The following is a 13352-nucleotide window of genomic DNA, read 5'->3' as shown; positions in this document are numbered from 1 at the left end:
CATTAATTTTACACGATATTAATACTTCATTCTATTATTTTGACAAAAAACGATCCCTACGCAGCATTAAGAATTAAGGAGTTCAACATATTTTTGTTGATGCGATTTCTCCTTGTATTCGGTTGGTCCATGCAGTTTATTGTTATCGAGTGGCAAGTATATTCTTTAACTAAAGATCCATGGTCACTGGCATTAATAGGTTTAATGGAATTTGTACCAGCGTTTTCCATGGCATTATTTGCAGGTCATATAGTAGATCAAAAAGAAAAACGCAATCTCCTAGCGCTATGCATTGCAGCATTTTCTCTAATTAGCTTGGGATTATTTTTATTAACCTGGCCAGAAATAGTAAGCGACTGGTCCACTAGCACTATTCTTTATAGTATTTATGCCTTAGTATTTTTTGGCGGTTTTCTAAGATCGTTTTTTGGTCCTATATTATTTTCTTTAATTGCTCTTATCGTACCTAAAAAAGTCTACCCTAACGCAGCCACTTGGAGCAGTTCTGCCTGGCAAATAGCCTCTGTAGTAGGGCTAGCCTTTTCAGGATTTGCAATTAACTGGTTCGGTGTTCACTGGTCGTTATGCATTGTTTACAGCCTAGTCCTGTTATCCTTTTTTACCGTTTTTTTAATTTCTAAAAAGCCTATTTTAAATAGTAAAGTCAACGAGCCTATTTTGAAAAGTTTAAAAGAAGGCTTAAGTTTTGTCTTTAATACCAAAGCTATTTTAGGCGCATTAACACTAGATATGGTCTCTGTCCTATTCGGCGGCGCAGTAATTTTGTTACCTATTTTTGCTCAAGATATTTTATGTGTAGGTAGTGAGGGTTTTGGTATATTAAGAGCCGCGCCTTCTATAGGTGCCATATTAACCATGATTGCTACAGCATACATACCGATAAGTAAAAATGCAGGGATGAAGTTACTTACAGCCATTTTTGGGTTTGGAATTTGCATTATCGTTTTCGGTTTATCCACTTCCTTTTGGGTGTCTGTAGTCGCATTATTCTTCAGCGGTGTGACAGACGGTGTTTCTATGGTCATACGCCAGACCATTTTACAACTTAAAACACCAGATCATATGCGCGGTCGCGTTGCTTCTGTGAACTCTATGTTTGTAGGCTCATCAAACGAGTTGGGTGCTTTTGAAAGTGGTATTACAGCAAAATTAATGGGAACCGTTACAGCAGTAGTTTTCGGTGGTACGATGACATTAATAACCGTAATTACCACAGCGGTAGCCTCTCCTACTTTTAGAAGATTAGATCTGAGAGAGGACTTTAAGGACAGCACTATCGATGAGCCATTATTATAGAAAATAATTGTTTTTATCCCGCTTACGCAAAAGCGAAACACCTATCCATCCATTCTTACAGAAATAGATTTTTACACAGGTAATTGTTGTGTATAAAAAGTATGTTTTATGTAAATAGAACACCGATTAAGTCTTTTGAGATTTTTATCTTTAACGTCCACAAAATTTTACGATGACTAACGACGGTACAAACGATAAAAGATTATTTCTACTAGATGCTTATGCCTTGATTTTTAGAGGTTACTATGCGCTCATTAAAAACCCTAGAATTAATAGTGCAGGTATGGATACCAGTGCAATTATGGGGTTTACAAATTCGCTTTTTGATGTTATAAGACGTGAAAAACCAGAATATCTAGCCGTTGCATTTGATAAAGGTGGTAGTACAGACCGTGTGGAGATGTACGAAGATTATAAAGCAAATCGAGATGAAACGCCTGAGGCTATTAAAATAGCAGTTCCTTACATTATGCGTATTTTAAAAGCGATGCACATTCCTATAGAGGTAGTAGAAGGAATTGAAGCAGATGATCTCATAGGAACACTTGCAAAACAAGCCGAAAAAGAAGGTTTTACTACATACATGGTAACACCAGATAAGGATTATGCACAACTCGTGTCTGAAAATATTTTTATGTACAAACCTGCCCGCATGGGTAATGGTATTGAGATATGGGGAATCCCTGAAGTACAAAAGAAATTTGAAGTAGAGCGACCAGAACAAGTAATCGATTACCTAGGTATGATGGGTGATGCCAGTGATAACATACCTGGATTACCTGGTGTAGGTGATAAAACTGCTAAGAAATTTATCGCTACCTATGGTTCTATGGAAGGTTTACTAGAAAACACCGACCAGCTTAAAGGTAAAATGAAGGAAAAAGTAATCGCTAATGCAGAATTAGGTCTTCTTTCTAAAAAACTGGCTACTATAAGACTAGACTGCCCAGTAACCTTTGATGCAAAAAAATACGAACTAGACGACCCTAACGTAGAAGAGGTTCACGACATTTTTGACGAGTTAGAATTTCGTCGTGCAAAGGAAACGCTAGCCAAAATATTTTCTAAAGACTTACCTGAAACTAAAACCAAAAGCACTAAGACTGACGAGGCTGGCGCTGGGCAGTTCTCTTTATTTGAAACCCCAGGAACTGGTTCTACTAGCGATGGACCATCTACAGGGCGCAACACTCTTGCTAGCAGTAATCATTTATACCAGCTCGTAGAAGAAGGAATGGGAACTAAATTTTTCTTACAGTCCTTAATGAAACAATCTAGTGTTTGTTTTGACACAGAAACAACCGGTCTGGATGCACTTACTGCCCAGTTAGTAGGAATTGCTTTTTCATGGGAACAAGGAAAAGGTTTTTACTTACCCATTCCTGAAGATCGTGAGGCAGCACAAGCCGTCATAGATCTGTTAAAACCATTTTTTGAAAGTAAAAGTATCGAAAAAATAGGTCAGAATTTAAAGTACGATATCAAAGTACTGGATAAATATGGAGTAGATGTAAAAGGACCGATGTTCGATACCATGCTGGCACATTACCTTATTAATCCCGATATGCGTCACAATATGGACGTGCTCGCAGAGACCTACCTTAATTATACACCGCAATCTATAGTAGAACTAATAGGTAAGAAAGGGAAAAACCAACTTTCTATGCGCGATGTAGATCTAGAAAAACAAAAAGAATATGCGGTAGAAGATGCCGATATCACTTTGCAGCTTAAAGAACATTTCACACCAGAACTTGCAAGTGCTGGAACAGATAAACTTTTTAAAGATATAGAAATGCCTTTACTTGATGTACTCGCTGCTATGGAAATAGAAGGAATCAATCTAGATGAAGAGTTTTTAAACTCGCTTTCTGGAGATCTAGAAACCGATATTGCACAACTAGAAAAGGACATTTATGAAGTAGCAGGAGAAAAGTTTAACATAGGCTCTCCTAAACAGTTAGGAATCATTCTTTTTGAAAAATTAAACCTAGTTGAAAAACCTAAAAAAACTAAAACCGGTCAATACTCTACTGCCGAAGATGTGCTGAGTTACCTCGCAAAGGATCATGCCATCATTCAAAACGTTCTTGATTATAGAGGTTTAAGTAAATTAAAATCTACTTATGTAGATGCATTACCGTTACAAGTAAATACTCAAACAAAGCGCATACACACTAATTATATGCAAACCGTTGCGGCAACTGGTCGTTTAAGTTCTACAGATCCTAACTTACAGAATATACCTATACGCACAGAGCGTGGCCGCCAGGTACGTAAAGCTTTTATACCTAGAGATGAAAATTACACACTACTAGCTGCCGATTACTCTCAAATAGAATTGAGAATTATTGCCGCCTTAAGTGAAGAAGAAAACATGATCGCTGCGTTCCAAAGCGGTGAAGACATTCATGCCTCTACAGCTGCCAAGGTTTTTAATGTAGCACTAGAAGATGTCACTCGAGAACAACGTAGCAATGCAAAGACGGTGAATTTTGGTATTATATATGGTGTAAGTGCTTTTGGTCTAAGTAATCAGACCGATCTTACTCGTGCAGAGGCAAAAGAATTGATAGACACCTACTACGCAACTTATCCTAAGCTCAAATCTTACATGCAAGATCAGGTAGACTTTGCTCGAGAAAACGGTTATGTAGAAACTATTTTAGGACGTCGCAGATATTTAAATAATATCAATAGTTCTAACGGCATCGTACGTGGCGCAGCAGAGCGTAATGCGGTGAACGCACCTATACAAGGTAGCGCAGCAGACATTATTAAAATTGCAATGATCAACATTTATAAGAAGTTTAAAGATATGAACTGTAAGTCTAAAATGTTGTTACAAGTTCATGATGAACTGGTTTTTGACATACATAACGACGAGTTAGAAGATATGAAAAAACTGATTCAAGACGAGATGCAAAATGCTTATAAAATGAGTGTCCCTCTAGATGTAGAAGTAGGTCTGGGCCAGAATTGGTTAGAGGCGCATTAGACTATAAACATAAAAAAGAGACCTGCTACCGCAGGTCTCTTTTTTATGGTACTTTTTATTGTGCCTTTATAAATCATTTATATGCTTTATAAATAACAACTATCTGGTTCGTTCTTACACCTGTAGAAGAATCGCCTAGATAATTATCTACATTAAGAGTAAAACCAGAGCTATCAAAAGATTGTAACGATGCAGATATTAATCCACTTTCAGTATCTGATCCACCACCTGCAGTTCCATTATCATGTATAGGCTCACCATTATTATTTACAAAAAACGCTGCTATACAGTGGCCACTAGAAGAGAATGTCCCTATGTTGTTGATACTAGAACCATTTGCACCACTAGAGATCACTTGTTGATCTATAAAAGCTCCTACTGCCTGAGCATAACCTACCGTCTGCCCACCAGCCATTCTTATATCGTTTGAATTATTACTTCCAGATCTATAAGTCTCATCATAATTTTGAACTCTATTAACAGCCAGAAACTCTATAGATGCTGGTGTAAAAGGTAAACCAGTAATACTTAATGGTCCTCTGGCATTTATAATAAATTTACCGAAAAACACTTGTGGTGTTGTACCTCTAGCTACTTCATACCACACTCCATCTTTATAAAAGTAATATCCCGCCGGTGTTAAACCTGCATCTCCTGTATTCCATATCATAGTACCATTTACCAGCGTGCCACCGTCTGGATTAACAACAGTAATTACGTCTGTTGCAGAGAGTAAACCTATCCTAGGCAGCAGCACACCAGTGTCGGTTGAGTTAATATCTAATGCTGCCTCAGGATGCGCGGTACCTATTCCTACCTGCGCAGACGTTAAAGTAACGCTTAATAGGAAAGTTAAAGCTATAATTATATTTGCAGACTTCATAATAGTATTTTGTATAGACAAGATAAAAGTATAAGGCTAAAATACGATTTTAATAGATTAAAAAATAATTAAAATAGATTAAATACATAAATTAAGGGTGAATACACATAATACCCATATTGGAACGCAAAAAATACTCACATGTAAGGTGTTGAAATTTATTTTGATAAGTAAAATCTTATAAAAGAAACTTTGTGATAAGGAATTAAGTTGAGATGTTTATATCGCTTTCGCGAAAGCGAAACAACCATCTAGCTTCATCTCTTTAAAGCAAAATAACCTTTAACTAATGGTTTATTAGGAATTTCTAGCGTAAACCAGTAAGAGCTAGACGGTAATGGAGAACCTGAAAAAGTGCCGTTCCAGCCAGGTCCTTGAGGTGCCATCTGGTGCAATAGCTTTCCATAGCGATCAAAAATATAAATTACAGCATCTGGAAATTCTGTAAGCCCATCAAAGGTCCACGTATCATGAAAACCATCTCCATTAGGAGTGAAAAATCGCTGGAAATCCAATACTGCAAATTCTCGTGTAAGCGTACCACAACCATTTTTATCACGTATTCTAACCGTATGAAACCCTTTATAAAGTCCAGAAAAGAAATTAGAATCTTGAAAAGCTCCATCGTCCACAGAAAACTCATAATCACCTGGTCCAGATACAATAAATTGAGCTGTATTATCTCCGTCTCTAAAATCCTGTGTAATAATGTCATTAATCACAGCGATGTCAGACGGTAAAGCGTTAATAGTTAAGAAACTCTGACAGCCCACATTATTTGTTACTGTCACAGTGTAATCTCCTGGTTGATCTATCTCGATACTGTTTAAGGCAGCACCCATCTCTCCTGTACTCCACTCATAAAAATCAAAACCTGTCTCTACCCTTATTCTAGTTGGGTTTACAGCATCTACACAAACAGTAATAGTATCTTGGGCAGCAAGCACAGGTAGCGGATTAATGAGTAAATCAAATTCAACATCTGCAAAACATAATGTACTGGTTTCTATAACACGTACATAAATAGGTTGCCGATTTTGGGTTGTGGTTATCGTATTACCTAATGCGTTTTGCTGCAGAGCACGATCGATAGCTGTCTCATAAAATAGTACCTGATGTAAAGCTGGGTCTAGACCATTTAAAATATCATCATTTTGACTACTTAAGGTGACATTTAAAAAACCATCAAAATCATCATCACATAATACAAATTCGGAAGGAGTAGCGATCAATGGTGGATTTGCAACAAAAAGAGACGTAATTAAAATGTATTCACACGCACGCCCTGTAGGATCGATTATTTTAATGAAATAAAACTCTTCGGTAGTGGTTGCTGTAAATACAGACCCTTGTGGATTACTATCACTACTAGCGTCTGCAAAACTAAGATGGTAAGAAATGTTTAAGTTAGCATTATTAGGGACTAGAGTATCAATTACCGTATTGTAATCAAAAACCTCAGTAGCATTATCAGAACATATAATAAAAGGATCTATATCTGTATCCACGCCCGTATCTTCTACCTCTACAGTAAACTTTGTAAAATCGGCACAGTTAGAATCATTTCTTATAACACGCACAAATATCTCCTGCGGATTTGAAACATTAGCATAAGGAAAAGTAAGTGCGTTAATACCTAGGTTAGCATCATTAAGAGATTCATGATAAGTCACTGTGGTATTAGCTTGCCCGAGTAGCACATCTGCATCGAGTGATGTGAAATCAAATTCTCTAAAACCATCCTGTGCTCCTAGATTATCACAAACATCTAGATTTGCAACAGCGTGTGCCGTAGGAGAAGGTGGCAACGCAGCACTACCGCTAGTGGACAGAGAAAAACCACCATTTCCTGCTGCTAGACCTATTATGATATAATAAACATCTCCTGCCGTAACAGTTATTTCTCGTAAAAAACCGTTTCCATTTGCACCAGGACCTTCTGTAAGGTCGGTTTCTGTGTCGTTAAGACCTGTATCACCTGTAACACCAGCTTCAGATGGACTTGTGCTAGAGCAACGTATGGCAGGCCCGAGATTATCGCAATTTATTACCGGTCCGAAAACCGCAAAATCATAATCGGCCTGAGGTGTGTCTGGTGTTAATACAAAACTAAAAGTTCCTGTAGTCTCTATATCTACCCTAAACCAGGCTTGATCTGTCTGAAAATTAAAACAACTGGGCACTGGATTACCAGATTGTGCAAACTCATTGCTTCCTACACCAGAGGGTATTATTCCTAGTTCTGTATCGCCACAAAGTAAGATGGAGTCTATACAGTCATTACTATTTTGGGCAAAACATAACGGTGCAAATAAAATGAGGCAAAGTGCAAAGACATTTTTCATAAATTGTGATTATAGCCCTACAAATCTAAGACATTCAATAACTTAATTAGATCCTCTTCTGTATTAAAATAAGAGAAACTTATTCTAAGCCCATCGCCTCGCAAGGAGGTAACAATTTTATGTTCTAGTAATTTGTCATATAGCTCTTGATCTCCTTTTATATTAAAAATAGAAGAGTGATTTTTTCTAGCACAAACCACGGTAGAAAGTAATTCTCTTTCTTGAAAAGCTAGTTTTGCTTTAAGCGCTAGCTTCTTTACAGGTTCACTCATTGTTTTCCATCCCAATTCGTGTACCTTAATAATAGCTTGTTGCAGCGTGCCAAAAGCCATCATATCTTGGTGCCCAGGTTCAAAAGTGCTTATAAAATTTACGTTAGACTTTATCCCGCTATTTGCATTACCATGTAGATTCTTAATAGGAAAAATAACTTCCTGTACCTCTTCTTTCATGCATATAAAACCATTCCCATCTCCTGCATGCAACCATTTATAACAGGACGCGATGATGGTGTCTATTCCGCTTTCGCGAAAGCGGAACTCTTCAAAACCTACATACTGAGTAAAATCTGCAATGAGAATTATCTTAGGAAATCGTTTTTTTAGATCGTTCAAGAAATCTAAGTCCATCTTAATACCAGATATGTATTGTACCATAGAAAAACAGAAAAAATCTGGCTGCTCCTTCTCACACACTGCCCTAATATTTTGCTCCATTTGCTCATCAATACCTACATGATGCGTTTTAAATCCACGAGCCTCTACTGGATTATTAATTGATGGATAGTCCTCTTTTAAAAGTAAAAAACTACTTGTGGCGTCTATACTGTTAATTAAGGTATTAAAAGCAGTAGAAAAATTAGGAATCACTGCTGTAAAATCAGCATCGGCGTCCATAAAATTTGCTATCGTGTGTCTAACTTCATCTATAAACACATTGCGATTATTAGTAAAAAGAGAAGCCTGATCTCGCATTTTTAAATCTAGAGAAGCGCGATAGTCTACTATATCTTGAGACAGTAAGCCATGATTTGCCGTATTGAGATAAGTGTATTCTTTAAGAATAGGAAATTGATCGATCATTTTATACAATTGCTAAGAACGTCTATGTGGATAATAGCGTAAATTTGAGTATAAAAATAACTAGAATGTTCGGTAGAAAGAAAAAAGATATACCTGGAATTGATTTAGAGCAAAAAGAGATGATCGAGAATGCGCAAAAACGCATTAAGCAAAAACGTGGTCTCTTTACACATTTTATTGTTTTTCTGGTAGGCGCAGTGGGACTAATCATAATTAGTCAGGTGCTCATGAAAGTAGAACCTGTACGTATTCTAGATATAGAATGGTGGATATGGGTGATTTTTGCATGGCTACTCTTACTTTGTTACCACACATTTAATGTGTTTATTACTAAAAGACTGCTAGGTCCTGACTGGGAGAAAAGACAATATGCAACACTGGTGCAGAAACAAAAAGAACGCATCACACAATTAGAAAAGAAAGTACAAAAGGAATACGTAGCTCCTAAAACCACGTTATCTATAGATAATCCTAATGCAAATCGTAAAATTACTATGATCGCAGCTGCAGGAATGAATAATGAGCTGGGTAAAGATGGTGATCTGGTATGGCATTTACCAGATGATTTTAAAAGATTTAAATCACTTACCACAGGACATCACATCATTATGGGACGTAAAACTTTTGAAAGTTTCCCTAAGCCATTACCTAATCGCACTCATGTAATACTAACTAGAGATAAAAATTACAGAGCAGACGGCGGTATAGTAGTTCACGATATAGAAACTGCTCTTGCCACTACGACTGGTGATAGTAATCCCTTTATTATAGGTGGCGGCGAGATTTACAAACTAGCCATGTCTATATCTAATGAGATAGAGCTAACGAGGGTTCACGGCACATTTGACGTAGATACATATTTCCCAAAAATAGATACTACAAAATGGGAGATAAAAACATCACTACACCATCCTGCAGATGAGAAACATGCTTATAGTTTTGATTATGAGACTTGGGTGAGGAAGTAGATTTTTAGTCGCAGTCGCAGGTTTCAGTCACAGGTTTAATTAGTTATGGAGATTTAGTAACAGAGTTAATTAGTTGTGAATAATGTGATCTCCTATCTAATTTGAAATATTGAATCTAGCAATTAATAAAATAGACGCAATGGATTTTGAAGATTTATTAGCTTACAAAAAGGCTTTTGAAAATGCAATGGAAATTTTTAAATTAAGTAAGTCGTTTCCAAATGAAGAAAAATACAGTCTAACCGATCAAATTAGAAGATCTTCTAGGAGTGTTAATGCTAATATTGCTGAAGCTTATAGAAAAAGACGGTATCCAAAACATTTTATAAGTAAACTAACAGATGCAGATGGAGAAAATTCAGAAACTTTGGTTTGGTTAAAATATGCTCTAGCTTGTCAGTACATTACCGAATCTCAGCAAGAGCCTTTGCTTGCAAAATCTAAAGAAGTTGGGAAACTAATTAATTATATGATCAACAATCCAGAGAAATTTGGAGTAGGAAAAGAGTAACACACTACTACTGGTCATATTTTTTTTTAACGAAGTGAAAAATAAAACTGATACTAAGATTGCAAACTGCAACTGAAAACTGAGACTTCTATACAGTTCTTTTAGTAATTAATAGTTATTACATTATTTTTACCGCTTTAACTAACGAAAATAAAATGAAGGCATACGTTTTTCCAGGTCAAGGAGCTCAATTTACAGGAATGGGTAAAGACTTATACGATACTTATCCAGCAGCAAAAGAATTATTCTTAAAAGCAGATGAAATTCTAGGTTTTGAGATTTCAAAAATCATGTTTGAAGGAACGGCTGAAGAATTAAAAGAAACTAAAGTTACCCAACCGGCTATATTCATTCACTCTGTTGTTCTTGCAAAAATGATGGGTGATGATTTTGCACCAGATATGGTAGCAGGACACTCACTAGGTGAATTAAGTGCGCTTACTGCAGCAGGTGCATTAACCTTTGAAGATGGGTTAAAAATAGTTTCAAAACGCGCTCTTGCCATGCAAGCAGCTTGTGAGCACCAGGCTAGTACTATGGCAGCCATTATAGGTATGGCAGACGAAGACGTGGAGAAAGTTTGTAAAGATGTAGAAGGTGTTGTAGTAGCAGCAAATTATAACTGTCCTGGACAGTTAGTAATTTCAGGAGCTATTCCTGCAGTAGAAAAAGCTTGCGAAATCTTAAAAGAAAAAGGAGCAAAAAGAGCTTTAATTTTACCAGTAGGTGGGGCTTTTCACTCTCCTTTAATGGAGCCAGCGAGAGAAGAACTTGCTAAAGCAATAGAAAGTACAGAATTCAATAAGCCTATGTGTCCTATTTATCAAAATGTAACCACATTTGCCGTTGAAAACACAGATGATATTAAGACCAATCTTATCTACCAGCTTACTGCACCTGTAAAATGGACACAGTCTATTCAAGAAATGATCAAAGATGGCGCTACAGAATTTATAGAAGTAGGTCCAGGAAAAGCATTACAAGGCTTGATTAAAAAAATAGATCGCTCTACCACGGTAATTCAAGGTAGTGTTGCCGAGTAAGATATTAGATTAAAGAGAATAAACTCTATTGCATTCTCAGAATTCAAAAACCTCCCATGAAAAACTACGTTTTTCATGGGAGGTTTTTATATAAAAATAAGTTAGCGTATTCGATACTTCTTAAATAAGTATATCAAATGTTAAAGAATTATAAAGCTTTAAATAAAATTTCTAAACTTAACAAAAATGACTAGTCGTTTTAATCGCAAAGAAAGAAATAGAAACAATACTGACTTGACATCATCTAAAATATTTAGAAATTATTGTCCAATTAACTGAAACCAGGGAAAATCCCTCTATGGTATTGAAAAATAACTAATTGATCTGATCAAATAGGTATCACTTGAATATGCTATTTCAACGTTTGTGTCAGATATTTGTGTATTTCCTTGATCATCAATATAAGATATTACAAATAACAAATAGTGCTCGCCATTGGCAGAAATTCTTAAAGCATTAGGATAGCTAATTATCATTGAACTTATTGAACTTCCTAGTGAAAAGGAATTAGACTCTATTTCGAAAATTGATGTAGGGTTTTCAACCTCAATAGTATTTAACACAGAATAATCGTCAAATGTGAAATAATTTGAATTAGCAGTACATGAAAAAAAGTTATTATGTAATTCTCCTTGAGTCTCACAATTAGTTGTTGCTCCAAATAGTTGACTTAATGCACTTCTCTGAATTTGAGTTATCTGCACACCGTCTAGTGATATGTCGTTTATATCAATAGTAACCTGACCTCTACAAAGGGAAGAGATAAGTATCAACGTGAAAAAAATAAATGTTTTCATAATTATTAGTTTAAAAATATTATTGACAATCTTCAGATTCAATAACGGTTCCGTTATTGTCAAACTTAGTTTAAATATAGTCCACCGGATTAACGTATGAGCAAGAACCATTAGTTTGTTTTTTCAAAACATCTATGTGTACGTACGTGCGCAGTAACGATTTTCCCCTTTGCATTACCGGTTTTTCCGGAATTGCCAGCGAAATCACCAGCGGTTACTGTCGCACCCATGAAAAACTACGTTTTTCGTTCGGTGGTTTTTTTATATAATCAAACGACTTGCAACTTCATTCTTTGAGAATATGTTCATTTCTACCTTTATAAATAAAAATAAAATGTAAAACTATTAAAATTGTAAAATGGGCTAAAATATATCTTGATGACACCAAATTTTGAACACTTTCAAAAAAATAGCCTCCGCCAGATTGTCTCCATATAAATAGCAATATAGAAAACATAAAGCCAATAAATATAGTCCAATAATTTAATTTAAAAATAAACTTATAGAATAAAAAATTCCCCATGGGATAGATAAAAAATATAATCATATCAAACAATCGTCCTCTATTTGAATCTGTTGTACTAAAATAGTCATGATATAATTTCAATAAAAATAACGATAAAAAGAAGATACTAATACCAGAAAAAAGACATAATAAATGTTTACCTATTACTCTCATCATATTATTTATTCTACAATGACAGTATTGCGTGAAAAATAATAGAATAAGAGTAAATGGAAGCAAGCTTACAGTAAATACTTTTATATAAGACATCAGTATAAAGCCTATAAAAACAACAGCTGTAGTTAGTAACATCTTTCTCATTAGTTATCCGTTAATTGGTCTAAGGTTATATTTTCCTCAAGATAATCTGTTAATTCGTCTCTATCAATATGATGTTGAAAATTATCTCGTGATAAATTAGCTACACCACCATTATCATAAATCCACTGTATTATCTCATTGACCATATTTTTCCAAGTTGCATCGGCAATATAATAATCTATTTCTTGATCTTTATTTATATTTATTAGATATGAATTAGTAATAATTGTGTCTCGAAAATTAATAGTTTGAGGTAATATATCAAATTCTAAATCACTACTACTTCCTTCATATTTAATGATGTAATTAACTCTGCGACTTATCATTCATCTCATAATTGAGGATAACCTGTCATAGTTATGTATCTGTAATCTTTTTGTTCTTTATGGAATAGTGACGCCAATTGAATAGTTCCTCCATGATTTGTTACAATAATTACAAAATCATCTTAAAATAAAATCCCTTTAATTTGAATTATTTTACTGAGTTATACGCTTAGGCTCTGTTTAATTTGATTTTGATAAACTGGTTTAGCTTCTACCATTCTGGTAATTGTTTTATGAAAAATACTGTTCTTGAATT

10 protein-coding genes and 1 pseudogene are annotated in these 13352 nt (G+C 35.3%); 5 read left to right on the top strand and 6 right to left on the bottom strand.

The genetic code is table 11. From position 1 onward, the window contains the following. Positions 1-39 precede the first annotated feature (39 nt). Together Q0838_RS02225 and polA are read left to right on the top strand one after the other, a co-directional pair. Positions 40-1317: an MFS transporter gene (locus Q0838_RS02225; protein ID WP_298950749.1), complete on the top strand. Its 1278-nt coding sequence runs from the start codon at positions 40-42 to the stop codon at positions 1315-1317. Between the two features lie 172 nt (positions 1318-1489). Next, on the top strand, positions 1490-4315 hold the full coding sequence (polA, locus tag Q0838_RS02220; protein ID WP_298950747.1) for a DNA polymerase I: 2826 nt from the start codon (positions 1490-1492) through the stop codon (positions 4313-4315). A gap of 73 nt (positions 4316-4388) precedes the next feature. On the opposite strand, the gene Q0838_RS02215 is transcribed toward polA, so the two are convergent. The 3 genes from Q0838_RS02215 to Q0838_RS02205 form a co-directional block, all read right to left on the bottom strand. Then, complete coding sequence (locus Q0838_RS02215; protein WP_298950745.1) at positions 4389-5198, bottom strand: hypothetical protein; 810 nt, start codon at positions 5196-5198, stop codon at positions 4389-4391. A 257-nt stretch (positions 5199-5455) separates the two neighbouring features. Continuing rightward, entirely contained in the window at positions 5456-7543 is a 2088-nt protein-coding gene (locus Q0838_RS02210; protein ID WP_298950743.1) for a T9SS type B sorting domain-containing protein, read from the bottom strand. Positions 7544-7560: 17 nt separating this feature from the next. After that, entirely contained in the window at positions 7561-8625 is a 1065-nt protein-coding gene (locus tag Q0838_RS02205; RefSeq protein WP_298950742.1) for an aminotransferase class V-fold PLP-dependent enzyme, read from the bottom strand. Between the two features lie 44 nt (positions 8626-8669). Here Q0838_RS02205 and Q0838_RS02200 point away from each other — a divergent pair, with 44 nt between their 5' ends. From Q0838_RS02200 to fabD, 3 genes are all read left to right on the top strand, one after another. Further along, complete coding sequence (locus Q0838_RS02200; RefSeq protein WP_298950740.1) at positions 8670-9593, top strand: dihydrofolate reductase; 924 nt, start codon at positions 8670-8672, stop codon at positions 9591-9593. 139 nt (positions 9594-9732) lie between these two features. Further along, complete coding sequence (locus Q0838_RS02195; RefSeq protein ID WP_298950739.1) at positions 9733-10104, top strand: four helix bundle protein; 372 nt, start codon at positions 9733-9735, stop codon at positions 10102-10104. 155 nt (positions 10105-10259) lie between these two features. After that, positions 10260-11147 carry an ACP S-malonyltransferase gene (gene fabD / locus Q0838_RS02190; RefSeq protein WP_298950737.1) on the top strand — a complete coding sequence of 296 codons (888 nt, stop codon included), beginning with the start codon at positions 10260-10262 and terminating at the stop codon, positions 11145-11147. A 296-nt stretch (positions 11148-11443) separates the two neighbouring features. Here the strand turns inward: fabD and Q0838_RS02185 are convergent, their stop codons facing one another. From Q0838_RS02185 to Q0838_RS02175, 3 genes and pseudogenes are all read right to left on the bottom strand, one after another. Continuing rightward, positions 11444-11944: a hypothetical protein gene (locus tag Q0838_RS02185; protein ID WP_298950735.1), complete on the bottom strand. Its 501-nt coding sequence runs from the start codon at positions 11942-11944 to the stop codon at positions 11444-11446. Positions 11945-12769: 825 nt separating this feature from the next. After that, entirely contained in the window at positions 12770-13096 is a 327-nt protein-coding gene (locus Q0838_RS02180) for a hypothetical protein (RefSeq protein ID WP_298950733.1), read from the bottom strand. A 161-nt stretch (positions 13097-13257) separates the two neighbouring features. Continuing rightward, a pseudogene (locus Q0838_RS02175) lies at positions 13258-13352 on the bottom strand (IS1595 family transposase); the annotation flags it as partial.

It is taken from the genome of uncultured Nonlabens sp., assembly GCF_947495285.1.
Taxonomy (GTDB): domain Bacteria; phylum Bacteroidota; class Bacteroidia; order Flavobacteriales; family Flavobacteriaceae; genus Nonlabens.
Note: the sequence above shows the minus strand (reverse complement) of the source record. Positions and strands in the feature narration are given on the sequence as shown.